Genomic DNA, 24,593 nt, shown 5'->3' with positions numbered 1-24,593 from the left:
CCATCCCTTTTTTTAAAATTACTTTTCTTTAAACCGGGTTTAATCCTAACATTGCCTTTAAGGTAAAAAAGGTAAATGCAAAAACACTTAATAATAAAATTATTAATGCAGTTGCTGTTACCGGACGATTTAAGAGGGGTTTGAGACGTTCAAATAGGAAAAAGAAAATTCCTAAAGTAAAGGTAATAAAATAACGGGGATAACGAGAAACGTTTTGAAAAAATTCTTGCATTGTCGTGGTTGGGATTAATTTCAGATTAAAGGTTTTATAATTTTAACAGATTTCGGGATTATTTTTTAAGATAATTTTAGGATAAGCGATCGCCCGATTCCGAGTCAAACCAGTGTATCCGTTGGGGCGATAAACTCAACTTGATAGTTTCACCGTCCCAAGTTTGCTGTGCGGGAACCAAAAAACGGATTGTTTCATGGGATTGGGTGATTCTCACATTCAACAGTTTTTCTTTTCCTAAATCTTCCACTAAAAAAATTTTACCTTCTAAATTCACAGAATCTTCCCGATTTTCTAAATAAATATCTTCGGGGCGAATTCCTAAGATAATTTGAGAAGGTTGGGTTTTCAACTCAGGTAAGGGAATTTGAAATTCTCCTAAAATCCCATAATTTTCGCGACAATTTAAGCGAATTAAATTCATCTGAGGACTTCCCACAAAACCCGCAACAAATTGATTAGCCGGAGCATTATAAATCTCTGAAGGAGATGCTAATTGTTGTAAATAACCTTGATGAAGTACAGCAATTTTACTCGATAAAGTTAGGGCTTCGGTTTGGTCATGGGTAACATAAACAACAGGTTTTTGTTGAGAATTAAATAACTGTTTTAAATCGGCTCTTACCTGTTCTCGTAATAGAGCATCTAAATTACTTAAGGGTTCATCTAATAAAAAAACTTCGGGATTTCTGACTAAAGCTCGTCCTAAAGCAACCCGTTGACGTTGCCCCCCGGACAGTTGAGCAGGTTTTCTGAGTAATAAATGTTGAATATCTAAGCGATGAGCGACATCATTAACCCGGGTTTCAATCTCAGAAATAGGAATTTTTCTTAATTTTAAAGCCGTTGAAATATTATCAAAAACCGTTAAATGGGGGTACAGGGCATAACTTTGAAAGACCATGGCAATATTCCGTTGACCGGGGGGAAGGGTGGTCACATCTCGATGGCCTAAAATAACTTTTCCCTCGGTGGGTTGGTCGAGTCCTGCAATCATTCTTAATAAGGTTGATTTTCCACAACCCGAAGGGCCTAATAGGGTGAGAAATTCCCCATCATTGACCTCTAGGGTAATATCTTTTACTGGAATGACTTGGGAAGAAAATTGCTTTTTTAAATTGATAATTTCGAGTTTTGCCATGATTCATTATCTCCATTAATTGTTAAAATTATTGTTAACCTTTGACGGCTCCTGCGGTAATGCCTTGAACAATTCGCCGTTGAAAAATCAAGACTAAAATGATTAAAGGAAAAGTTCCGGCTAAAGTTGCAGCCGCCATTGGCCCATAGGGAATTTCTAATAAAGAAGCACCCCCCAGTTGAGCGACGGCCACGGGAATGGTATATAAATCTTCTCGGGTAATAAAGGTTAGGGCAAAAATAAATTCATTCCAGGCGAAAATAAAGGTTAATATACCCGTGGTGACTAAGGCAGGAAGGGTTAAGGGTAAAACAATATTTAATAGCATAGATAGGGTATTGTAGCCGTCAATTTTGGCAGAATCTTCTAAATCTTTAGGCAATTGTTGGAAAAAAGTTCTTAAAATTAAAATGGTTAAGGGTAAATTAATTGCTGTATAGGGGATAATTAATGCTAAATAATTATTTCCAATCTGAAAAAATTTAACTAATTCTAATAACCCCATAAATAACAAAATATAGGGAAATAATGTTATAATTAAAATCAGTACCAAAATTAAATTTTCTCCAGGTAGCTTTAATCGAGTCAGGGCATAGGCAGCCGGAGCGCCAAGGGTTAAGCATAATAAAGTTGAAATGATAGAGACAAAAGCACTATTGAAAATATATCTCAGAAATTGACTTCCCAAGCTGAGATAATGTTGAAAAGTCAGTTGTTCTAAACTGGGAAAATAAATATTAGGAACCGTTGAAATCGCAGCATTAGTTTTAAAAGAAGTGAGTAATTGCCAGAAAACTGGAGCCAAACAAAATAAAACTGTGGAGATTATTCCCAGGGTGAGTAAAATCTTTTTTCGAGGGATAAAACTAACGGAATTTGAGGGATTAAAATTTGCCATTTATTGATCTCCAATCATATTAACACGCAGTTTTGATAAGAAAAAAGCCGCAATACAAACCGCAACAATTAATAATAAAAAGGTGACGACCACTAAAGCCGCCCCATAACCAAAATCCAGATACCTTCTAATGGTGGCATAAATATAAACAGAAACGGTTTCCGTTGCCCCTGCTGGCCCCCCTCCAGTCATGACTTGAACTAAATCAAAAATCCCAAAGGCTTGAGCGAATCTAAACAATAAGGCAATAATAATTTGAGGGGTAATTAAAGGAATTGTGATTTGATAAAAACTTTGAATTGAGTTTGCCCCATCCATAGCATGGGCTTCATACAAATCCTGGGAAACAGATTGCAGTCCGGCTAGTAAAATAATAGCAATAAAAGGGGTAGTTTTCCAAACATCGGCAATAATCAAAGCAAACATGGCTCGACTGGGTTCTCCTAACCAAGTCATAGGACTATTAATAATATTAAGACGCTGTAAAATATCATTCACCACACCATATTGGTCATTAAAAATCCAAGCCCAAGCTAACCCCATGACCGCCGTAGGTAAGGCCCAAGGAATTAAAGCTGTGGTTCTGACAAAACCTCGACCTTTAAAACTTTGATTCAGAATTAAAGCAATGAATAAACCCAAGATTAATTCTAAGATAATAGAAATACTGGTAAAAACCGTTGTATTCCATAAGGTTTGCCAAAATCGACCATCTGCTAAGATGCGTTGATAATTATTCAATCCTGAAAAAATTGGTTGTAATTGAGTTCCTAAATTTTGGGTGAATACACTTAATGAAAAAGCCCTTAAAATTGGGTAAATAAACACTAAGGCAATGATGAACAAAGCGGGTGAAATTAACAGCCATCCGGTTCGTTTTTCTTGTTTTTCTAAAGAGTTAGTATTCATGCTCAAAATTCACTAATTAATGTTTAATAAAGTTCGAGTTTCCCCGGCCGCCGCTTTCATGGCTGCTTCCGGGGTTTTACTCCCGGTTAATGCCGCACTCAAATAGCGTTGGAGAATATCGGAGACTTGGGCATATTGGGGGATGGGAGGACGTAAAACGGCATTTTCAGCCCCTTGTAAGAGGGCGGGTAAATAGTTATATTTGGCGACTAAAGTATCATCGGTAAATAGGGATTTTCGAGAGGGAACATAGCCCGTTTCTAAAAAATATTGTCGTTGAATATCCGGTTGATTAAAATATTGAATCACTTGCCATGCTTCCCGTTGATGTTTAGAACTTTTAGAAATCCCAAATCCCCACCCTCCTAAACAAGCACCGCTTTGTTTTCCGGGTAAATGAACCATAGGTTGAATCCCATATTTTCCCGCAATAGGAGAGTTAGAAGCTAAGGCATAAACGTAGGGCCAATTTCTTAAAAAAACCGTATTTCCACTTTCAAATAATCGGCGAGTTTCTTCTTCTGCATAGGTGGTGACTCCCGGGGGAGAAATACCTTGTTTAATCGTTTGTCGTAAAAATTTAACTGCTTCTATACTTTCAGGTGCATCTAATCCGATGGCTTGGGTTTCAGGATTCACCCAAAATCCCCCATATCCCTGTAAAATTTCAGTGAACATGGCGGCTAATCCTTCATATTGTTTCCCTTGCCAAACATAACCCCATTGAGCTAAATTTTGGTCTTGAAGGGTTTGGGAAGTGGTGAGTAAATCTTGAAAGGTTTTAGGGGGTTTTAATCCGGCTTTTTCTAATAAATCCGTTCGATAATATAACATTCCAACATCTGTTCTAAAGGGCATCCTATACAATTTATTTTGATATTTTCCTCCTTGAACATCGCCCTGAATATAATCAGTTAATTTCTGAGGATCAACTTTTTTGGTTAAATCTTCTAACCATCCTGCTGCGGCAAATTTTTGTACCCAAACCACATCCATATAGACTAAATCATAGGGAGAATCTCCGAGTAAATAGGCAGAGGTATATAAATCTTCAACCAGATTACTATTATTCGGGGCTTTAACCACTTCTAAACGAATTTTTGGATGGGTTTGATGGAAACTATTAATAATCGGTTGCCATTGGGTTGATTCTAATGCTTGAACTAAAACTTTAAGGGTAACAGGTTGTTGTGTGAAAGCAGGTTTAATCATTAATATACTGATGATAACTCCTATCAATGAAGTTAAAATAAATTTATAAAATAATGGGATTTTAAATTTAACAAAAATCATTTTTAAACCTCAAAATTATGGATTTTTATCTTTTCATTGTCCTAACAACATAATTTTGTCCTTAGACTCCTTATTCTAGCAGGGATTGACAGGGCTTGGAGGAAGGAGATATTGATTAGGAGTCTTAACTAATCTGGGATTTACCAGGGATTTTGGGTTTAAAGCCTTGCCCTTTAATGGTAATGGAGGGCGGTATTGTTTTTTATTGCTTTCTGATATAATTCTCTGAACTTGAGCAGACGGTTTTCTTGCGGGGATTGATTAAAATGATTCTGAAGTTGCAAGAGGCTGGTCAAATTCCGATCTCAAAAATGTGTGTCACCTGTCACTTTTTTCAGGCTGATCGTTATCCGAATAGCGATCACTCCCATCATTGTGATTTCGTGGATGCACCCTTTAGCGATCGCAATTTGCATCTGGAATGTCCTGAACAAATTGGCATTTAATTTTAATTTATGGATATTTTAATTGTTGAGGATGAACCAGAAATTGCCCGTTTAATTCAGCATACCTTAGAAGCGGAAGGATTTTCTTGCCAAATTTCTAATAATGGTTTAGCCGCTTTACAAAAATTTCAAGAATTACAACCGGATTTAATTATTTTAGATTTAATGATTCCGGGGTTAGATGGGTTAGAAGTCTGTGCTAGAATTCGTCAAAAACCCGGGCAAAAAGACCCTTATATTTTAATGTTAACCGCAAAAGGTGAAGAACTAGATCGGATTATTGGTTTATCTACTGGCGCGGATGATTATTTTGTTAAACCCTTTAGTCCTAGAGAATTAGTTGCTAGAGTTAGAGCATTATTAAGACGGAGTTTGCGCCAAGGAAGTCAACCGAATCAAGTCTATCAAACCCCGCATTTTTTAGTCGATTTAGACCAAAGAATTGCCAGCTATCAATTAGAGTCAGGGAACACAGAAACCCTGGATTTAACTACTTTAGAATTTAATTTATTATCAACTTTTCTGAGTTATCCGGGTCGGGTTTGGAGTCGTACCCAACTCATTGATAAACTTTGGGGAGATGACTTTTTTGGTGATGAAAGGGTTGTGGATACCCACGTCGCTAGACTGCGGAAAAAAATTGAACCTGACCCCTCCCATCCCACTTTTATTAAAACTGTGACCGGGGTGGGATATAAATTTGAAGATGCTGTTATGGGAGGTAATGGGTAATGGGTAATGGGGAAGAAAGACTTTATTGCCTATTGCCTATTGCCTATTGCCTATTGCTATATTTTTAATTAAAATTGAGGTATTTAAGGTAAAATAGATTAACTGTGTTGATAATTTTATCATAATGAGTAAATCAAAACCTCTGACAGACCTAGAATTAATTGATTGTGCGAAAGCTAATGCTAAACAAGGCGTTGAAAATGCGGCTAAACTATCGGGTTATGGGGATGATGTAGACAAATTTATGGATGCACTGCAAACCGCTTGTCGTAGAATTGGAGTTAATATTGATTCCCTATCGGATTTAATTACAGAACATCAACAAATTCGACAAATACCCGGGTTAGAAATTGCTCCAGATTCACAATCAAGTTTATAAGCGTTATTAAAGTTTGATTTATTTTTATTAAAATTAAAACTCTGTTCTGAGGTACACTACCAAAGACAACAGGGGTGCGATAATGCCACACCCCTGTTGTCGTTTTAAAATGGACTTTTACTAGCTAGGCTAGTTAGGTCTAAAAAAATCAATCCAATATCCCAGAGTCATTAACTTTCTTTGAAAGAAAGCCAGAGGGTGTTCTGGAATCTACATCACAATAGTAGCACGACACTTAAAGCAATGTCAATTTGAATGGACAACCAGTAAATATTAAATTTAAGTATGAAGATAGAAATAAAATTATCTCAGATTTATCACTTGGTTTTTGGGTGGCTTTATTGCACGAACGCAAGTATAGGAATATATTTAATCTTAATCCTAAAATATTTGAACACTCAAAGAGAACAGATCGATATAATTCAAAAGGAAAAGCATTATTTTCAGATTATTTAGAGGAAATACGAAGATTGCGTAACCGAGTATTTCACCATAACAAAATTTTGAAAGAAGATTTACAAACAAAACATACAAGAATTATTAATATAATTGATTGGATAAGTCCAGATACTAAATCTTGGTTAAATGACATTGATCGTTTCAATGAAGTATATAAAAAATATGAAAATGAAATAGAATCTTGGAAGAAGGAGATAAGGAAATCGTAAAACCAAATCCCCATAATAACATCCTCAATATATTGAGCAACTCAAATGCTTTGCCCTGGAATAATTTATCCACCATAGGTATTGCTATTCTAATTTATTATAAGCCGAATAAACCGCTTTAACATTATACCAATTCAGAAATATTCTAGCAATTTCTAAAGCTAATTGTGATTTTCCTTGATTAATTAAATATTGTAAAAACCCTGCCATTGTCCGTTCATTTAAACGCCCTCCCAAAGATAATAAACCCCATAATATTTTATGTAATATTGTCATTTGAATCATCATTTTAACTTCAAAAGAGGGATGTTTTTGATAAAATAAAACTCCCATTCTCCCCCGTTGAATTTCTCGATCTATTAATTTCGGTAATTGTTCCAAATCAAACGCCGGATGCCAATGATAACCCACAGCATCGGGGCATTTAATTAACTTTAAACCTAATTTTTTTAACCTAACTCCTAATTCTAAATCTTCCCAGCCATATTGTTGAAATTGAGAATCAAATAATCCCGCTTCTATTAACCAATGACGAGCGATCGCTACATTTCCGGTAGCAAAATAAGCCGCCGAAAAATCAGTAATTTTATAAGGTTCAGAAGTTGGATTATGAAAATTACAAGTATTAATTACCCGACCATAGGTAAAAACTTGATCTGAAGTTTGATATCCCTGAACTAAACTATCAGTATGGGATTGTAAAAACGTTTCTGTCACCACTAAATCACTATCAATAAAAATAATAGTCTCTCCCAGAGCCTTTTCTATCCCTAAATTTCTGGCCGCAGCAGGCCCTTGATGGGATTGACAAAATAGCTGAACATGGGGAAAATCTAACTTATCTTCCTCTAACCAATTTAAGGTTCCATCCGTTGAACCATCATCAACTAAAACTACCTCATAGTTAGTAATAGTATGATCATATTGTTGCTGTTCTAACGCTTTTAAACACTTTTGTAAAATCGGTAAACGATTATAGGTAGGAATGACAATACTTAAAAACACAGTTTTTCTAACCTGAAACTTAAATCACTATTATTATTAACTACTTACCCGAAAAAAATCCAGTCCCCTCCCCCTGAAAGTGGCCCCAACCCAAATATATAGAATTCCTGACATCAAAAGGGCATGAAAGGCGAGATAATGTAACATTTGGTTACTTCAGGAGAACATATTAATCATGGGTCGCGCTGACAAAGTTGTGCTTGCTTATTCAGGTGGGGTGGATACCTCCGTTTGTATCCCCTACTTGAAAAATGAGTTTGGCGTCAAAGAAGTAATTACCCTGGCCGTAGACTTGGGACAAGGGGATGAATTAGGGCCTGTTCAACAAAAAGCCTTGGACTCTGGCGCCGTCGAGTCCCTGGTAATTAATGTCCAGGATAGATTTGTCAAAGACTATGCGTTTCCGGCCATTCAAGCCAATGCTTTGTACGAAAACCGTTATCCCCTGGCCACGGCCTTAGCCCGTCCGTTAATTGCCAAAACCTTAGTGGAAGTGGCCGAAAAATACGGAGCCGATGCTATTGCTCACGGTTGTACCGGAAAAGGTAACGACCAAGTGCGGTTTGACGTCTCCATTGGTGCGCTCAACCCGAAAATAAAAATTCTGGCCCCCGCCCGGGAATGGGGCATGAGTCGGGAAGAAACCATTGCCTACGGGGAAAAATTCGGCATTGCTTCCCCGGTGAAAAAATCCTCTCCCTACAGTTTAGATAGAAATTTGTTAGGAATTGCGATTGAAGCTGGGCCCTTAGAAGATCCTTGGACGGAGCCCCTGGAAGAAGTCTATGCGATGACTAAACCGATTTCTGAGACTCCTAACGAACCTGAATATATTGAAATTGGCTTTGAAACTGGAGTTCCGGTGAGTTTAAATGGTAAGGCAATGGACGGTGTTCAATTAATTGGAAAATTAAATGAAATTGCCGGAAATCATGGGGTTGGACGCCTGGACATGATTGAAAACCGTTTAGTCGGGATTAAATCAAGGGAAATTTATGAATCTCCGGCGATGATTGTGTTAATTCATGCCCACCGAGATTTAGAAAGTTTAACCTTAACTGCCGATGTGACTCGTTATAAACGGGGCATTGAAGAAACCTATAGTCAGTTGGTTTATAATGGCCTCTGGTATAGTCCGTTAAAAGCGGCTTTGGATGCCTTTATTCAACAAACTCAGGAACGGGTTTCGGGTGTTGTCCGAGTCAAATTATTTAAGGGAAATGCCACAATTGTCGGCCGGAAATCTGCCAATTCCCTCTATAGTTTGGACTTAGCAACCTACGGCTCCGAAGACGTTTTTGATCATAAAGCGGCGGAAGGTTTCATTTATGTCTGGGGTTTACCGACTCGTGTTTGGTCTGAGAAAATAAGAGACTAATAATCTGATTAGAAATCAAATTCATCCTAGGGGTGAGACGCACCTCGCCCCTACACAGCAATCTCGGTCAGGACTTACGCAAGCACGCTATATATAGCGTACTAAAAGTAGGCGATCGCATACCAATGATAATAGCAATCACCCTAAAAAGTCCTGATTATTTATTTAAAAATAAACCCAAAAGAATCAAACAAGTTCCATTTTTATCGAAGGACAATTCAGTTCTTTGATTAAATAACTGGACAAAGATTCAGCTTTTAACTGATAGACTGTTTTCTTTGTCAGATGAGCTAATCTTTTCAATTGATTCCAAACTAAAAGGGCACAAGCAATATGATTTCTTTGAATACTAGCTTTACGACACTGGCAAGATTCAATCCCAGTTAGGAATGAAAAATCAATAAATGGATTAATGAGTGAGTTGAGGTACGGCTCGATAGTTCCATTTGGGTAAATGTTCATCAAAAATAATTTTTAGAGTTTTTTTGAAATTATCAGTTACCTTTCGACCCGTTTGATAGACTTGATCAACGACATTAACAACGACAGATAGCCCTGTATTAGTGCGAGTTTTTTCCATGAGAGTTTTGACCAAACCGAGACTGGTAAAAATCACTCCTTGACAAGCTCGAGTTAGATGAGGAAAAAGTCGATGTTCAATGGGATTATATTTAGATGTATAGGGAGGATAATGAGCAATTCTGATCTCAATTCCAATTTCATCCACTAACTTTTGTAAATCTTGTTTAAAAATATACTGATTTGGATATCTTTTTTGACATTTTGCCACAAAGATTCCGAGGTGAAATTTTCTTTGGTTAAGTAACGATTTATGGTATCATGGCTAACATTTTTTAAGTGTTTGGCTAAGTTATTTAAGGTATAATTGTTTGGTATCTGTCAATCAGCATAATTTTTGTATCTAAATTTTATATTGCTGGCGCAGATACTTGAACAATTGGCAGCGTTCGCTGGCTTACTGCACACTATATATAGTGTGCCTGCGTAAGTCCTGTCGGTATTTTTTAAGATTAATAATCTTGATCATTTAAAAATTCAGTATTTTTACTGAAGACAAAGCAAAAAAAAATGGTTATAATTACAAAATTGGGCTTTGCATCTCAAATAAATTTATGTCAAATTTTATATTTCCAGTGGTAGCCATCAATCAGTCAATCTTGGCTGATTTGTCCCAAAAAATTCAAGATAACCAAACTCCTCCAGTCAGCCAGTTTCAGAGGGATGATGGGGGGTCAGAGATTATCGGTTCACTAAACCAGGGCAATGTATTTGCAGGCAGTACCGCCAATGATTTTGCCACGGGGGGCAATCAAGCTGATGCTGTTGATGGGGGTGATGGCAATGACATCATCCTGGGTTTAAAGGGAGATGACATTCTCCTCGGTGGTAAGGGGAGCGATAACATTTCTGCTGGCAAAGGAAATGACCTAGTTAGTGGTGGAAAAGGCGGTGACCTGATCTCCAGCGACGAAGGAGATGATACGATCTTTGGGGAAGAGGGTAACGATATTATCTTTGGCGGCAAAGGAAAGGATGCCCTGGATGGAGGGGCTGGAAATGATAACCTTTCTGGTGGAAGTGGTGACGATACCATTGTTGGCGGAGAAGGAGATGACCTGCTCTTTGGTGATCAAGGCAATGATACTCTTGACGGTGGGCCAGGGAAGGATACTCTCTATGGTGGAGAAGGGGACGACTCCCTAACCGGAGGATTGGATGATGATCTTCTGTTTGGTGGCAAAGGTAAGGATACCCTTTATGGTGGAAGTGGTGACGATACCATGGTTGGCGGAGAAGGAGATGACCTGCTCTTTGGCGATCAAGGCAATGATATTCTTGACGGTGGACTAGGGAAAGATATTCTTTCTGCTGGAGAAGGGGACGACTCCATGACCGGAGGACTGGATGATGATCTTCTGTTTGGTGGTCAAGGTAAGGATACCCTGATTGGCGGTGCGGGGGATGATCTCCTAACGGGTGGTAAGGGAAATGATACCTTTGTTTACGAAGGAGCTATCGATCAGTTAGGCCAAGATACATTAACTGATTTTAATGTTTCAGAAGATGCAATTGCCCTAAATTCCACGGATTTCTCAGCATTAGCTCCGGGTGTACCAGGCGCTTTAGCCGACGGAGAATTCCAAACCATTGCTAACTTCTCTGGAAAGGCTGCGGATGCGGGGAATGCTAATTTAATCTACGACCCAGAAAGTGGTTTACTCTACTATATTGACAAACAAGGGATTACAACTCCTATGTTAGATATGGGTAAAAATTTAACATTAGGTAATGATAATTTTGATTTGATTTAGAACTCGAATAGTTAGTACCCTCAAAATCTAAAAATAAATGTGCTTTTCTCGGATTTTTACAGTCTTGGTAACTTCATGCAAATGTCAGATTCTGAAGCAAGAAAATTAGCTGATAAGGCCTTATTTTACCAAAATCAAGGACAACTTGATCAGGCTATTTTATCTTATCAGCAGGCTCTTAAAATTCGTCCTAACTGGCCGGAAGTTTATTATAATTTAGGGATTATTTTTGAACAACAACAGAACTTATCGGGGGCAGTTAGCTGCTACAAACAAGCTATTTTACAAGCCGATAATTATGCCGAAGCCTATTATAATTTGGGTGTTGTTTATCAGAAACAAGGTTTAATTGAAACAGCTATCAAGACATATCAAAAAACAGTTATTCTTGCGCCTGAACTTATTCGCGCTTATAATAATTTAGGATGTTTATGGTTGGAAATAGGGGAATATTCCCAAGCCATTGAAGTTTTTACACAGGGGATTAATCTCAATCCAGATCAAGCAGAACTTTATAATAACTTAGGTCAGGCTTGTTTAAAAAATGGTAATTTAGATGAGGCGATCGCCCATTATTTAAAAGCAATTAAATTAGAACCAAATTTAGTTAAAGCCTATCAAAATTTAGGTCAAGTATTTTATCAACAAAACTTATTTGCTGTCGCCCTACAATACTTTCAGCAAGGCTTAAAAATCCAACCAGACTCTGTTTCACTTTATAGTCAATGTGCGATCGCCCTTCTCGCCCAGAAAAACTATCCCGAAGCTACTATTTATCTGCAAAAAATTGTAGGATTAGAACAACCCTGGATCACCGCCTATTGTGCATGGACAGAACAGTTTAAGACTGAAGATATTATCGATCAAGCTACGGTGGCTTGTGGTCAATTTTTGCGGACATTACAACAGCAAAACCCTGATATTAATCAAGTTAAAAAATATTTAGCTCAAACCTATTTATATTTGGGGAATGCTTTTGTTGAATATCGCAACTATCAAAGTGCAGAACGTTATTATCAACAGGCGGTTGATATTGACCCTAAATTAGCTGAAACTTATATTCATTGGGGAGATTGTTTAGCCAAACAATGGCGTTTTAATGATGCAGCTTTACAATATCATCAAGCTTTAGGACAACACCCGCAGAATCCTGATTTTTACCAAAAAGTTAGTCAAGTTTTAGAGAAACAGCAACAAGTCGAACAGGGTAAATTAAAATTTATTTTAGTCAAAGATAGGGAAAATTTGACACTTCCAATTTCTTGGCAAAATCCAGATGTATCACAGCCTAAATGTCAAGGATTAGATTGTCAACCCTGTTTAAAAAAACTCCGCCAATACTTTCGACCCCAGCATTTAGGATTAGGAATAGAACAGTATTTTCCCTTAGATGATTTCCCAGATAAATTAACCGAAACTACTGTGACAATTATTCCTCAAGGACGGGTTTGGGTCGCCCCTAAAACCAGTTGGTGGAATGTGTGTAATGCGATCGCTATTTTCAATAAAGACAGGGAATTAATTCCCGAATTATCTCGATTTTATCCCACACCGTTACCCAACTGTAAAAATTATGATTGGAGTCAACATCAGATTTTTTCCCTAGCAGAAATTCCCCCCTTAAAAATCATTGAAGGACGAGTTGCTGTTTTATCAGGACTGTCGGGAAATGTCTATTTTCATTGGCTAGTTGATATTTTACCGAGAATTAAAATATTACAAGAAAATGGGATTGATTTAGATTCCATAGATTGGTTTTTAATTAATTCTACCCAACAACCTTTTCAACAAGAAACCTTAGAAAAAATCGGAATTCCTCGCTATAAAATTATAGAAACCGATCAAGTTTCTTATCTCCAAGCATCCAGCTTAATTGTTCCTTCCTATCCTGCTTCTGTAGGGTGGGTTGTCCCCAATACGATTAACTTTCTGCGAAGTCTGTTTTTAACCGATATTTCCCCGCCAATAAAAACCTATCCCCCCCGAATTTATATTAGTCGTAATCAAGCCCGATATCGGCGACTTTTGAACGAACCGGAAATTTTAGACTATTTGAGTCAATGGGGATTTGTTTCTGTAGAGTTAGAAACCCTAACTGTTCAAGAACAGGCTAATTTATTTTCCCAGGCTGAAGTTATTATTGCACCTCATGGGGCTGGACTAACTAATTTAGTTTTTTGTCAACCCCATACCGTTGTCATTGAGTTAGTTTCTCCCCATTATCTGCGCCCTTATTATTGGCAAATTAGTCAGCAGTTAGGACTCCAACACTATTCTATCCAGGGGGAATCTTTGGAATGCGCTTTTTTGCGACAACTGATGTATCCTACGCCACTGTTTGAAGATATACAAATTAATCTGAAATCTTTACAAAGATTGCTGCAAGTTTGTGATATCCTTAAAGATAAGGGTAAATCTTATAATTCCTCTGGTAAACCCAGAATAATTATGCCATCTTCTGTTGATCAGGTCACAACCTTAGCCAATAGGTTGCAAGAGGCTAAAAATCATTTAGCTCAAAACCACTTTGAGTCCGCGATTTTAGCCTGTCAAAAGGTATTGGAAACTGATGTTAATTGTGGGGAAGCCTACACGATTTTAGGCAACGTGCTACAACTTCAAGGGAAGTTTGAACAAGCTCATAATTCCTATAAAACCGCAATTCAGTTACAACCTGAATCCCCGGAACCTTTAGGAAATTTAGGGAGTTTGTATGCTAGGAAACAACAATGGGACTTGGCGGTTCAATATTATCAATTAGCGTTAAAATATAAACCTAATTGTGAGAAACTTTATCGCAATTTAGCTAAGGTTTTAACAAAATTAAATCGCCCGAATGAAGCGACGGAGTGCTGGTATCATAGTTATCGGTTACAGCCGGAACAGGTAACAGCCCAGGAGCTTATGCAGTTAGGAAAAACCTTATTAGAACAGGGAAAAATTCAATTCTCGATCGCTTGTTTTAACTATGTTTTAAAGTCAAATCCGAGTTGGAAACAGGCTCAGATACTATTAGCTAAAGCTCAGGGGGCGAAACTCAAATCCGATCAAGTTTCTATTTCCAACCATAAAAAAATAAATTCATCTATTTCAGATCCAAAAATAACTCTTTTAGATGATCAAAAAATCTTACAACAGGCAGAACTAGATCTTAAAAACAATTTGTTAAAAGAGGCGATCAGCCAATGCCAGCAGGTAATTGCCCAATCTCCCAACCAAACTAAAGCCTACGAGATTTTAGGGAAAGCCTTAAATCAACTGGGACGCTTAGATATGGCCGTCAGAGCCTATCGAAAATTAGTCAAACTCAGCCCTGAAGATGCGATCGCCCATACAAATTTAGGGAATTTATACGCTAAACAACGACAATGGCAATCGGCGGTTTTCGCTTATCAGAGAGCGATCGCCATCAATCCTAACTTAGCCGTAGCCTATCGGAATTTGGCCCAAGTATTAGATCGGGTGGGAAAGCAGGATATCGCCGTCGAATATTGGTATCAAGGATTTAGCCTAAAACCAGAAGCGGCGAAACCCAGTCAGCATTTAGCCTTGGGCAGTTTGTTACTCCGTCAGGGCAAACTCCTAGAAGCCGCCACCTGTTACCAACGGGCGATTCAGCTAGATCCAGACTGTGCTGAAGCCTACCATAACTTAGGGGAAGTGTTGGCCACCCAAGGACAGTGGGATCGGGCAATTGCCCACTATCAACGAGCTTTAGAAATTAATCCCCAGGCCTTTGAAACCTACAATAGTTTAGGCAAGGCTTTAGGCATCCAAGGTAGATGGCCAGAGGTTTTAACCTGTTATCATCGGGCTTTGGAATTGAATCCTCGATTATTAATGGCGGTGCAGAATCTCACTCAAGCCCTAATTCAAAGCAGTCAATCTTTGCCTCATAGTAAGAACTCTGATCAGATATTGCACCTGTTAACAAAGACTTTTCTGCCTGGACAAACTCAGATCGGAACATCCCCACCCAGACGGGAGTTACAAAACGGTAAAGTTGGGGAAACCTGGACAACAACCGCAGTATCTATTTTGCCATCCCTAGAGGAGTCGAGTCAGTATCAACAAGCTCGGACTCGGTTTGGGCAAGGTCAGTATGAGAACTGTATCAGCGACTGTGAGCAACTATTGGTTTCCTACCCCCGAGAAGTTGCCGTTTATTGGTTATCGGGGAAATCTTGGGCCGCCTTGGGGAATGGGGAAAAGGCAAAACAGTCCTATCAACAGGGAATTAAGCTACAACCCCAGCAGCCAGAAGGATATCTGGGCTTAGGAGAACTTTACGACCGGGAGAAAAACTGGAAACTAGCCATTGCTTGTTATCAAAAAGTGATTCAATTCCGGCCTTCTGCTCTGGTTTATCGAAGATTAAGCCAAGGGTGGCAAGCCCTAGGAAATCGGGAAAATGCCGAGGATTGTATGTATGAGGCTCTCCGTTTAGAACCAGATAGGGTTTCAGGACAGGACTGTTTGCAACTGGGGGATGCCCTCTGGCAAAGGGGACAAAGAACCCAGGGGATCATTTGTTATGGTCAGGCCCTAGTTAGAGATCCCCATCTAGCGGTTCGCCATCCCCAGTTAGGGCAAAGGTTACGCGAACCCCAGTCCCAGGAATATCAAGAGTTAGAACCGTCTTTGACAAACCCGGCTATTGATATTTATGAGAGTGGTGAACCTGCCTTAACTCAACAGGATCAAACGGAATTACGCTCACAAGCCTCTCGGAATTTGGAGTTAAGTCAGTGGGAAACTTGTATCCAGATTTGTCGTCAACTGATTCAGCAGGAGCCAGAACAGGTAGAAGCCTATAGGTTAATGGCCCAGGCTTTATACAATCAAGGAGAAATTGCCCCCGCCTTGGCTGTTTATGAACAACTGCGAAAACTTCGGCCAGAAGATCCGGAAATCCATGGGATGTTAGGGGATATCTATGCAGAACAGAAGCAATGGGACGCTGCCACCGAATATTACCAAACGGCAGTTCAGTTAAACCCGAAATTGACTTCTGTTCAAGAAGCATTGGGGGATATCTGGTCACATCAAGGACAGTGTCAAAAGGCGATCACTTGTTATCAGCAAGTGCTGGAGAGGTCGCCGGAGTTATGGGAAGTGCATCATAAATTAGGTGATGTCCTCTGGCAACAGGGGGAACTAGAAGCGGCCGTTGAAGCCTATCAACAGGCTGCGGAGTTATCGAAAGTGCCTTAATTTAATCCTTCGTTTTGGGTAAAGTAATCATTATGGTTATTCAGCAACAACCCTCAAGTCTTTCTGATCGTCCCCAGGTGTCTTCTATGGTTAAAAGTCGTCGTCGCTCCGTTTCTCCGGCCGAACCTCCCTATAGGTTAGCCCAGGCTTTAGTTGAGCAGGAAAAATGGCAAGAAGCGATCGCAGCCTATCAGCAAGCATTAACAATAACACCGAATTGGGTTGAAGTGCAACGGGAGTTAGGGGATTTGTTCCTGAAGTTGGAGCGCTGGGATGAGGCTGTTCAGGTTTATGAAACGGCGATCAGTCTGCGGTCGGAGTCGGCTGAGGTTTATCATAATTTAGGGGATGCCTTACTCAAGTTGCAGCGCTGGGAAGATGCGATCGCGGCTTATCAAAAAGCGATTAAATTGAATCCTGAGTTTTCTTGGTCTTATAATAATTTAGGGGATGGCTTGCGGGATTTGCAACGCTGGGACGAGGCGGTGCAGGCTTATCAGAAAGCGATAGAATTGAAACCAGATTTTGCTTTATCTCATCATAATTTAGGGGATGTTTTAGTTAAAAAAGAAGATTGGGAAGGGGCGATCGTGGCTTATCAAAAAGCGATTGATTTAGATCCGAATTTTGTTTGGTCATATTATAATTTGGCTGAGGTTTATGTAAAATTAGATCAATGGGATGAAGCAGTTGAAGCGTATGGTCAAGTCTTAAAGATTAAACCTGATTTAACAGAAGTAGAAGAAAAATTAAATCAGGCATTGCATCAACAAGTTAAAACTAGATTAGAAACAGCATTAAGTTATTATCGGAAGGCAATTGAAAATGATCCAACGGATATTGAAAGTTATCAAAAGGCCTTAGAAATTAAGCCGGATGATGTTGATTTATATTTGGGATTAGGGAATGCTTGGCATCAGAAGATGGAGTACCAGAAAGCAAGGGATACTTATCAAAGGTTACTTCTAATTCAACCTGATTTAGAAGAAGCGCATAAAAACTTAGCTCAAATACTGATCACAATCGAAAACTCAGTATTAGAAACTATATCTGACTTGGATTCTTCCCAAAAAGTGAGTCCTATTCCTATCAATAATACTTCTCACAATAACTTAAATTCTGTTCAATCAATTTATTTAGGAAATGATACATTACTGCTGATCATTTCAGGGTGCATCAATTTTAAAGAAGATTTAAAGATATGGGTTAATGACCGACAAATTCAACAGGTTAATTTTGAAAAAATTTTACAAGATCAAGACCAAATTTACTATGCTTTTATTCTTTCTGATGTAAAGGCGTTTCAAATAAGTAATGAGCCATTTTTAATTAATATTCAAGATTTATCTGATTTTGAAATTTTATCAGAGCAAATATCTCCTCTTCCAAGCAAACAATTAATCGCTTTTTTAGACTCATTAATTTTAAAAATTGAACTCAAAAAAATCTTGTTATTTTTTGTAAATACCCTAGAAAAGTTAAAGCCATCATCTGATCATGAATATTATAAAACAATAGCCAAATTACGACAAAATCTTCCCCAATATCCAAAACTAACAATAGATTATGGATGTTGGTTATCACCTAATGTTGTTTATTTTGAAACTATAGTTGAAGGATGCTGGATTTTAGAAACGACTAAAATCTTACTATTAGCTAATGATATATGCCAAGTCACTCCAACTCACTTTTTTCAAATATCTCCTGAGAAGATAGCTGCTATAGCCATTTTCAACCAAGAAATTTATAATCAAAATCACCAATTATATGAGCTTATAGTAATTTTTAATCATCATCCTATCTTAATTGATGGTACAATTAATCAAAAAGCTTACAGTCTTGAATTTATAGATTATTTAAACAGTCTTTCTGAGCACCAAAGAATTTTAATTCGAGATACAATAAATTGGAGTTTGATCGAAGTTACTCCAGAATTTATTCAGGAAAAAGTGAGAAAAATCATTGATAAATTGCAATATTTTATAAAATTTAAGCCCACTTCTTTAATAGATTCTAACTTACCTGTTAATATTTTTATTGATCATTTTATTCCTATTGGATGTGAAGGGGTAGCTTTGTGGGGTTGGTTTCATGATGCTCATCATCATTTAGAAAGTATCGAAGCGATTTCAGATTTGGGATTTTCTATTGAAATTAGTCGAAAAAATATATACAATTTTGATCGACTTGATGTGAATGAGTATATTGCTAAAACGCGCTATCAATCCTCTAATCATCCATTAGGATTCTGTGCCTATATTGAAATTCCTGATGAAATACATAATAAACTTGACGATTTAGCTGAATTGCATAGCTTTCGGTTCAAGTTTAAATTTCAAGGTAATATTGAAATCACTATTATTCCTGATGCTAAATATTACGATGTTTTTACATCTCGAAATATGATTTTGCAAATCGCTCCGCCCGATAAAATTACTGATAAAACTTTAGAAAAATGTCTGAGTGTAATAGCCTCTAAGTTACAGAGAATCTGTATGCAAAAAGTGGAAGCAAAAGAGTTTTTACAAATCAAGCCATCCCTTGAAAAACCTTTAGCATCTCTTATTATTCCTCTCTATAAACAATTAGATTTTGTTAAAGTTCAGTTAGCGACAATGGCAAATGATCAGGATATTCAGCAATCTGAAATTATTTATGTCTTAGATTCTCCTGAGCAAGAACAAGAGGTTAAAAACTTATTACAAAATTACAACCTAATTTATGATTTACCCATTAAATTAGTTGTTATGGATTATAATAGTGGTTACGCAGCAGCAAATAATATCGGTGCTATATATGCCGAAAGCGAATATTTAGTTTTAATGAATTCGGATGTATTTCCCAAAAGCAAAGGTTGGTTATCAAAAATGCTTAAATTCTATTCAGCTTATCCTCAAATTGGAGCATTGACTCCTAAATTGATTTATGAGGATCAATCTTTGCAACACGCAGGAATGTTCTTTGAAAAAACAACTTTTCCTTTTTGGGTTACTGCTCACTACTATAAAGGTTTTCCTAACCGTTATCAACCAGCACAAAGGAGTCGCCGTGTTCCGGCTGTAACCGGGGCTTGCTTAATGATCAAAAAAGATCTTTATCAACAAATTGGAGGCTATACTACAGAGTATATTATTGGGGATTTTGAAGATTCAGATTTGTGTTTTAAGTGTTCTGAATTGGGTTATGAAAGCTGGTACTTTGCTGAAGTAGAGCTTTATCATTTAGAGAGGCAGTCGATGCTACTAAATAATGATTTTTCTGGGACACTTTCTTGGCGTTATAATGCTTGGCTCCATCATCGTAAATGGCAGAGTCATATTGAAATCATTATGAAAAATATCTCCAATAACTAGCATACCAATTTCGATTAAAAACTTCACTATTTTCATTAAATCATGGTAAAATTATCAATAAAAAAAGTGCAATTTCGTTCTGAAACTCTTTCGGAAACGCGAAAAAAGAAAATTTTAATTGTTGCTCATAATCATCCTCTATTTTTCCCAGGAGGTGCTGAGATTGTAGCTTATGACTTATTTAAAGCTATTGATAAGGAGGAAAATGAATACCAAGCGTTTTTTCTAGCTGCAGTAGCTGGAGTCAGCCGAAAAATTTGTCATGAAGGTACACCTTTTCAAATGCTGGTTGATAGTCCTAATGAAGTTTTATTTTGGGGTGATAGTTATGATTACTTTTATCATTCTCAAAAGGTTTTGAATTTTATTTATAGTGATTTTAAATTTTTTCTCCAACAACTTCAACCCGATATTATCCATTTTCATCATATTGTTAGAATCGGTTTGGAAGTTCTGCAAATTGCTCGTCAAGTCTTGCCAAATGTAAAAATTGTATATACTATTCATGAATATCTCTTGATATGTCATCGTGATGGTCAGATGGTACGCACACAGAATAATGAATTGTGTGAGTATGCTTCTCCAGATCGCTGTCACCAATGCTTTCCAGAGTTTTCGCCTCAGCAGTTTAAAATGCGGGAGGCTTTTATTAAAGCTCATTTAGACTTAATAGATATGTTTATTTCTTCTAGTCACTTTTTGGCAAACCGCTTTATCCAGTGGGGTATTCCCTCTGATAAAATGAGAGTCATAGAAAACGGTCGTCCAATTACAGAATCTGCACCCCATCGAGTATTAGTTGAAGGGGAAAAACGGAATGTATTTGGATATTTTGGCCAAATCAATCCCTATAAAGGGATACTTGTTATTTTAGAAGCTGTAAAGTTTTTGGTTAAAAACAATTACCAAGATTTTCGGGTGGAAATTTGTGGTAATATGGCTCAAGGCTTTCCAGATTTTCAGGAAAAATTTTGGGAGTTTTTGGACGAGTTTAAAGATTATGTCAATTATAATGGTCAGTATAAATTAGAAGAACTGAAAGAACTGATTCAACCCGTTGATTGGGTTATTGTCCCTTCAACTTGGTGGGAAAACTCTCCCCTTGTTATTCAAGAAGTTTTCATGCACAAAAGACCGATCATTTGTAGTAATATAGGAGGAATGGCTGAAAAGGTGGAAGATCAAGTGACTGGATTACATTTTCGAGTGGGCAATGCTGTCAGCTTGGCTAAAACTATGGAAAAAGCCAGTTATGATGGGGAGCTATGGAAACGGCTAGTGAGTCAGATTCAACCTCGTTTATCAATTGAAGACTGTTCAATGTGCTATACTAGGTTGTATGATCAGCTTTGATGATGTAGCAACTTAAATCAATAAACTTCGTTTTTAGAATTCCCTAAAAATAAAAATTAACTAGAGGAGCAAATTAAACATGGTAAAGCCGATTTTTATTATTGGGTCAGGTCGTTCAGGAACAAGTGTAATTACAGGTGCTTTAATCAAAGGAGGAGGAATAAATGGATACTTAGAAGGACATTTTCTCCCTCTAATTCTGTTCTTAATGAAAGATATAGAACGTTATTATTTTTCTAAACGACAACTCCTCACAGATGAACGCCATCTGCTGACTCATTTGAGTCAAAATGATATTGAGGAGGAAATATTAGAGATGTTCCGCCAACGGTGTGAAACTTTATGTCCTTCTGAAACCTGGTTAGATAAGTCTCCTGACTCCGCCATGATTAAATCTATACCTTATTTACTCAGAATATGGCCGGAGTCTCGTTTTATCTTGGCTAAGAGGAGAGGAATAGAAAATGTTCAATCTCGCTTAAAAAAATTTCCCCATGTCTCTTTTGAAGATCACTGTATTTTGTGGAAAGATTGTATAGCATCTTGGTTAAATGTCAGGAAAACATTGAGTCCAACTTGTTACATAGAAGTTGATCAGAGAGAGATAGCACTTCAGTCTAAAGTTATGGCTGAAAAGATCGGGAATTTTTTAGGACTAGAGCCGGAAAAAATTGCTAAAATGGAACATATATTTACCCACGAAAGACCCCAAAGTACCGGAGGAGTAGAAGAATTAAAAGCTCAAGATATAAAAGAAGTAGGTTGGACAGATGAACAAATTGAGATTTTTAGAAAACACTGTGGGGAAGTAAGTAAAAAATTTGGTTATAGTGAGTCTTCATCCTATCAATATACTATATGAGGTTGCATGATCAGCTTTGATGATATATAATCCAACATAAGTAAACTTCTCTAAATAAAAAATCTCAGGCAAAGAATGACAAAACCTATTTTTATTTTAGGTTCCCCCAGATCAGGAACAAGTATAATCGGTTTAGCTCTTAGAAATGGTGCGGGTATTGTCGGATACAATGAGGGTCATATTTTATCAATAATTCCTCCCTTAATAGAAACGATTACCAATCATTACAAAGATAAAAATATTTTAAAACATTCAGCAATCGCTATTGCTAATGTTAGCCAAGACAGTATAGAAAGTGAAATAATAAATTTTTTTAAAGCTCAATATTCAGCCTTGCTTTCTCATGAGGTTTGGTTAGATAAGACCCCAGGGTATCAGATGATTAAAGCTGTTCCATTTATTTTAAAAATGTATCCTGAAGCTCGCTTTATTTTTGCAAAAAGGCGAGGAATAGAAAATATAATATCTCGATTAAAAAAATTTCCTAAACCTTCATTTGAAAGCCACTGTATTATGTGGAAAAGTTGTATGGAGTGTTGGTTGGAAAGTCAGCAATACTTGTCAGAAAATATCTATATTGAAGTAGACCAAATAGAAATTTTAAGACAGCCTCAATTGGTTTCTGAATCTCTAGCAGTGTTATTAGGATTGAATGGCTCTCAAACTACCAAAATAGAGCATATTTTTAAAAATAAAAAGCCTGAATATACAGGAGTCAATGAATCACTTCACACAAGAGCTATTCAAGAAACAGGTTGGACAGACAAAGAAATTGCAATCTTTAGGAAGCACTGTGAGGAAGTGAGTAAAAAATTTGGATATAGTGAATCTTCATCCTATTTCTTAGAAAATACAAATTAATAAATTTTAAAAAATATGGCTATCAAGTTCTTTACTCAAATTGTAAATAAGGATTAAACTTATGTTTTCAAATCAAAACACTTTTGAGCTTAATTTATCAAACCTAGAGAATAAAATAAAGGCTTATGAAGAGGAAATAGTGCAATTAAAACAACAGTTAGAGCAAACTCAAAGTCAACTTGAATCCTGGTGGCTAAGATGCAAGATTCATCGCATTCCATTCATGGAAATCAGTCAAGTCAAAAAAGCTAAACGTCAAGATTGGGAAAAAAACTTATTTGGATTTGGATTATCAACTCCTAAAGAAGGAGAGCTATGGGATACAGAAACTTTGGAATTTAAGGGATGGATATTAGGAAAAGATGCTCCGGTTGACGCTCTAGAAGTATCTTTTAATCACAAACCTCTTTGTCAAGTTCCTGTAGATCAACTTCGTCCTCACATTGCGGAAAAATTTAAAGATATAGCTTACGCAGACAATTGTGGGTTTGAATTTAAACTAAGTAGTAAGCAAATATTGTTGGATGAAAGTTGTTTAGAAATAGAAGTCATTTTAGAAAATACTCAGAAATTAAAAATTTTTGAAATTCATTTAAAACAGCGTTTAACTCAATCCAGTAGTGAAAATGTAAAATCACAAAAAATATCATTGATTGTTACTAACTATTTACAAAAAAACTCAGATTTATTTTTAATGAATAAAGATTATGAATTCGCCATCAAACAACACCTTTGTTGTGAAAGTAAAAAATTTTTGTATTGTTTTATTCCTAAAAATGCCTGCACAACATTTAAAACAGTTACAGCCAAATATTCGATTTTTTCTTCAGAAGATGAATTAGAAAAAGCCAGCAAAATACATTCCCATACAAACCAACTTAAGCCTAAAGTTACAGAATTAATTAATGAATCTTATTTCAAATTCATAATTGTTAGAAATCCTTTTTTAAGGTTAATCAGTGCATATTTAAATAAGTTAGTTATAAAAGATAGAAATAATTTAGAAAACTTTGGTCAAGATTTCAAAATAATGAATGAATCAAGACTCATGACTTTTCAAGATTTTATTCAATATGTGGAAAAAACTCCTTCACAACAACTGAATGTACACTGGCGACCTCAAGTTGATTTCTTATTGTACAATTCTTATAATATGTACCTTCAGTTTGAAAACTTGAAGCAAGATATTCCTAAACTAGAAAAAGCATTAGATATAAAAATTCCTAAGCAGAATGTTGCTAAAAATACTACTCCCTATGCTTATCTTGATGTGGGTGAACCTTGGAAACTTCATGGGGAAGAGCTTTGGCAAATTCGCAAGTCTCAAAATGTTGTTCCTCTACCCTATCAAATGTATAATGATGAATTGATTGCTAAGGTTCGTGAACGGTATAAACAGGATAAGCTGTTAAGCATCTAAATTTTCGAGGCGATCCAAGCCAGTAAGGGCTTTCAGCCTCTAAAATATGCGGTTTAAATGCTTAACAGCTTATTGAGCTTTATGAGAATTTATTTGGAGTTTCCGCAGAAGCTATG

At 37.0% G+C, this 24,593-nt stretch carries 19 protein-coding genes and 2 pseudogenes; 12 read left to right on the top strand and 9 right to left on the bottom strand.

Annotated features, from left to right (window positions below; translation table 11 throughout):
* Positions 1 to 28: 28 nt before the first annotated feature.
* The 5 genes from NMG86_RS10010 to NMG86_RS09990 all read right to left on the bottom strand — a co-directional run bounded on the left by NMG86_RS10010 (position 29) and on the right by NMG86_RS09990 (position 4,473).
* The gene (locus NMG86_RS10010; protein WP_026787086.1) at positions 29 to 232 is read right to left on the bottom strand and encodes a DUF751 family protein; all 204 of its coding nucleotides are present in this window, start codon (positions 230 to 232) and stop codon (positions 29 to 31) included.
* A gap of 76 nt (positions 233 to 308) precedes the next feature.
* The gene (locus NMG86_RS10005; protein WP_026797563.1) at positions 309 to 1,373 is read right to left on the bottom strand and encodes an ABC transporter ATP-binding protein; all 1,065 of its coding nucleotides are present in this window, start codon (positions 1,371 to 1,373) and stop codon (positions 309 to 311) included.
* Positions 1,374 to 1,407: 34 nt separating this feature from the next.
* A complete protein-coding gene (locus NMG86_RS10000) occupies positions 1,408 to 2,271 on the bottom strand; it encodes a carbohydrate ABC transporter permease (protein WP_026787087.1) in 864 nt (287 codons plus the stop codon).
* Positions 2,272 to 3,180 carry a carbohydrate ABC transporter permease gene (locus NMG86_RS09995; protein ID WP_026797562.1) on the bottom strand — a complete coding sequence of 303 codons (909 nt, stop codon included), beginning with the start codon at positions 3,178 to 3,180 and terminating at the stop codon, positions 2,272 to 2,274.
* 12 nt (positions 3,181 to 3,192) lie between these two features.
* Positions 3,193 to 4,473 carry an ABC transporter substrate-binding protein gene (locus tag NMG86_RS09990; RefSeq protein WP_026787089.1) on the bottom strand — a complete coding sequence of 427 codons (1,281 nt, stop codon included), beginning with the start codon at positions 4,471 to 4,473 and terminating at the stop codon, positions 3,193 to 3,195.
* A 266-nt stretch (positions 4,474 to 4,739) separates the two neighbouring features.
* On the opposite strand from NMG86_RS09990, the gene NMG86_RS09985 reads away from it, so the two are divergent.
* The 4 genes from NMG86_RS09985 to NMG86_RS09970 all read left to right on the top strand — a co-directional run bounded on the left by NMG86_RS09985 (position 4,740) and on the right by NMG86_RS09970 (position 6,698).
* Positions 4,740 to 4,919, top strand: a complete 180-nt coding sequence (locus NMG86_RS09985; RefSeq protein WP_026787090.1) for a hypothetical protein — start codon at positions 4,740 to 4,742, stop codon at positions 4,917 to 4,919.
* Between the two features lie 9 nt (positions 4,920 to 4,928).
* Positions 4,929 to 5,651: a response regulator transcription factor gene (locus NMG86_RS09980; RefSeq protein WP_026797561.1), complete on the top strand. Its 723-nt coding sequence runs from the start codon at positions 4,929 to 4,931 to the stop codon at positions 5,649 to 5,651.
* A gap of 124 nt (positions 5,652 to 5,775) precedes the next feature.
* Positions 5,776 to 6,030: a hypothetical protein gene (locus NMG86_RS09975; RefSeq protein ID WP_026797560.1), complete on the top strand. Its 255-nt coding sequence runs from the start codon at positions 5,776 to 5,778 to the stop codon at positions 6,028 to 6,030.
* Positions 6,031 to 6,281: 251 nt separating this feature from the next.
* On the top strand, positions 6,282 to 6,698 hold the full coding sequence (locus NMG86_RS09970) for a hypothetical protein (RefSeq protein ID WP_026797559.1): 417 nt from the start codon (positions 6,282 to 6,284) through the stop codon (positions 6,696 to 6,698).
* Positions 6,699 to 6,782: 84 nt separating this feature from the next.
* Here NMG86_RS09970 and NMG86_RS09965 read toward each other — a convergent pair whose 3' ends face one another.
* Positions 6,783 to 7,703 (bottom strand): glycosyltransferase family 2 protein, encoded by a 921-nt coding sequence (locus tag NMG86_RS09965; RefSeq protein ID WP_026797558.1) that lies wholly within the window; start codon positions 7,701 to 7,703, stop codon positions 6,783 to 6,785.
* A gap of 175 nt (positions 7,704 to 7,878) precedes the next feature.
* On the opposite strand from NMG86_RS09965, the gene NMG86_RS09960 reads away from it, so the two are divergent.
* A complete protein-coding gene (locus NMG86_RS09960; RefSeq protein WP_026797557.1) occupies positions 7,879 to 9,081 on the top strand; it encodes an argininosuccinate synthase in 1,203 nt (400 codons plus the stop codon).
* A gap of 186 nt (positions 9,082 to 9,267) precedes the next feature.
* Here NMG86_RS09960 and NMG86_RS09955 read toward each other — a convergent pair.
* The 3 genes and pseudogenes from NMG86_RS09955 to NMG86_RS09945 form a co-directional block, all read right to left on the bottom strand.
* Positions 9,268 to 9,468, bottom strand: a pseudogene (locus tag NMG86_RS09955) (IS701-like element ISPlag1 family transposase); the annotation flags it as partial.
* A gap of 22 nt (positions 9,469 to 9,490) precedes the next feature.
* On the bottom strand, positions 9,491 to 9,808 hold the full coding sequence (locus NMG86_RS09950) for an ISAzo13-like element transposase-related protein (protein ID WP_233428018.1): 318 nt from the start codon (positions 9,806 to 9,808) through the stop codon (positions 9,491 to 9,493).
* 29 nt (positions 9,809 to 9,837) lie between these two features.
* A pseudogene (locus NMG86_RS09945) lies at positions 9,838 to 9,978 on the bottom strand (IS701-like element ISPlag1 family transposase); the annotation flags it as partial.
* A gap of 236 nt (positions 9,979 to 10,214) precedes the next feature.
* On the opposite strand from NMG86_RS09945, the gene NMG86_RS09940 reads away from it, so the two are divergent.
* The 7 genes from NMG86_RS09940 (at position 10,215) to NMG86_RS09910 (ending at position 24,477) form a co-directional block, all read left to right on the top strand.
* Complete coding sequence (locus NMG86_RS09940) at positions 10,215 to 11,414, top strand: calcium-binding protein (protein WP_052338686.1); 1,200 nt, start codon at positions 10,215 to 10,217, stop codon at positions 11,412 to 11,414.
* Positions 11,415 to 11,495: 81 nt separating this feature from the next.
* Positions 11,496 to 16,628 carry a tetratricopeptide repeat protein gene (locus NMG86_RS09935; RefSeq protein ID WP_158442148.1) on the top strand — a complete coding sequence of 1,711 codons (5,133 nt, stop codon included), beginning with the start codon at positions 11,496 to 11,498 and terminating at the stop codon, positions 16,626 to 16,628.
* Positions 16,629 to 16,660: 32 nt separating this feature from the next.
* The gene (locus NMG86_RS09930) at positions 16,661 to 19,981 is read left to right on the top strand and encodes a tetratricopeptide repeat protein (RefSeq protein ID WP_052338685.1); all 3,321 of its coding nucleotides are present in this window, start codon (positions 16,661 to 16,663) and stop codon (positions 19,979 to 19,981) included.
* 42 nt (positions 19,982 to 20,023) lie between these two features.
* Complete coding sequence (locus NMG86_RS09925) at positions 20,024 to 21,334, top strand: glycosyltransferase family 4 protein (RefSeq protein ID WP_043938731.1); 1,311 nt, start codon at positions 20,024 to 20,026, stop codon at positions 21,332 to 21,334.
* Between the two features lie 79 nt (positions 21,335 to 21,413).
* A complete protein-coding gene (locus tag NMG86_RS09920; RefSeq protein ID WP_026797554.1) occupies positions 21,414 to 22,196 on the top strand; it encodes a sulfotransferase in 783 nt (260 codons plus the stop codon).
* 75 nt (positions 22,197 to 22,271) lie between these two features.
* Entirely contained in the window at positions 22,272 to 23,057 is a 786-nt protein-coding gene (locus NMG86_RS09915; RefSeq protein WP_026797553.1) for a sulfotransferase family protein, read from the top strand.
* Between the two features lie 61 nt (positions 23,058 to 23,118).
* Positions 23,119 to 24,477 (top strand): sulfotransferase family protein, encoded by a 1,359-nt coding sequence (locus tag NMG86_RS09910; protein WP_026797552.1) that lies wholly within the window; start codon positions 23,119 to 23,121, stop codon positions 24,475 to 24,477.
* The last annotated feature ends 116 nt before the right edge of the window (positions 24,478 to 24,593 follow it).

Origin of the sequence: Planktothrix rubescens CCAP 1459/22 (assembly GCA_904830895.1) — a bacterium.
GTDB classification, from domain to species: domain Bacteria; phylum Cyanobacteriota; class Cyanobacteriia; order Cyanobacteriales; family Microcoleaceae; genus Planktothrix; species Planktothrix agardhii.
This window is presented reverse-complemented; position numbering and strand designations above follow the sequence as displayed.

What these genes read in the sequence shown, in the direction of transcription:
- NMG86_RS10010 (WP_026787086.1), bottom strand. Translation starts at nt 232, where the DNA reads ATGCAAGAATTTTTTCAAAACGTTTCTCGTTATCCCCGTTATTTTATT.
- NMG86_RS10005 (WP_026797563.1), bottom strand. Translation starts at nt 1,373, where the DNA reads ATGGCAAAACTCGAAATTATCAATTTAAAAAAGCAATTTTCTTCCCAA.
- NMG86_RS10000 (WP_026787087.1), bottom strand. Translation starts at nt 2,271, where the DNA reads ATGGCAAATTTTAATCCCTCAAATTCCGTTAGTTTTATCCCTCGAAAA.
- NMG86_RS09995 (WP_026797562.1), bottom strand. Translation starts at nt 3,180, where the DNA reads ATGAATACTAACTCTTTAGAAAAACAAGAAAAACGAACCGGATGGCTG.
- NMG86_RS09990 (WP_026787089.1), bottom strand. Translation starts at nt 4,473, where the DNA reads ATGATTTTTGTTAAATTTAAAATCCCATTATTTTATAAATTTATTTTA.
- NMG86_RS09985 (WP_026787090.1), top strand. Translation starts at nt 4,740, where the DNA reads ATGATTCTGAAGTTGCAAGAGGCTGGTCAAATTCCGATCTCAAAAATG.
- NMG86_RS09980 (WP_026797561.1), top strand. Translation starts at nt 4,929, where the DNA reads ATGGATATTTTAATTGTTGAGGATGAACCAGAAATTGCCCGTTTAATT.
- NMG86_RS09975 (WP_026797560.1), top strand. Translation starts at nt 5,776, where the DNA reads ATGAGTAAATCAAAACCTCTGACAGACCTAGAATTAATTGATTGTGCG.
- NMG86_RS09960 (WP_026797557.1), top strand. Translation starts at nt 7,879, where the DNA reads ATGGGTCGCGCTGACAAAGTTGTGCTTGCTTATTCAGGTGGGGTGGAT.
- NMG86_RS09940 (WP_052338686.1), top strand. Translation starts at nt 10,215, where the DNA reads ATGTCAAATTTTATATTTCCAGTGGTAGCCATCAATCAGTCAATCTTG.
- NMG86_RS09935 (WP_158442148.1), top strand. Translation starts at nt 11,496, where the DNA reads ATGTCAGATTCTGAAGCAAGAAAATTAGCTGATAAGGCCTTATTTTAC.
- NMG86_RS09930 (WP_052338685.1), top strand. Translation starts at nt 16,661, where the DNA reads ATGGTTATTCAGCAACAACCCTCAAGTCTTTCTGATCGTCCCCAGGTG.
- NMG86_RS09925 (WP_043938731.1), top strand. Translation starts at nt 20,024, where the DNA reads ATGGTAAAATTATCAATAAAAAAAGTGCAATTTCGTTCTGAAACTCTT.
- NMG86_RS09920 (WP_026797554.1), top strand. Translation starts at nt 21,414, where the DNA reads ATGGTAAAGCCGATTTTTATTATTGGGTCAGGTCGTTCAGGAACAAGT.
- NMG86_RS09915 (WP_026797553.1), top strand. Translation starts at nt 22,272, where the DNA reads ATGACAAAACCTATTTTTATTTTAGGTTCCCCCAGATCAGGAACAAGT.
- NMG86_RS09910 (WP_026797552.1), top strand. Translation starts at nt 23,119, where the DNA reads ATGTTTTCAAATCAAAACACTTTTGAGCTTAATTTATCAAACCTAGAG.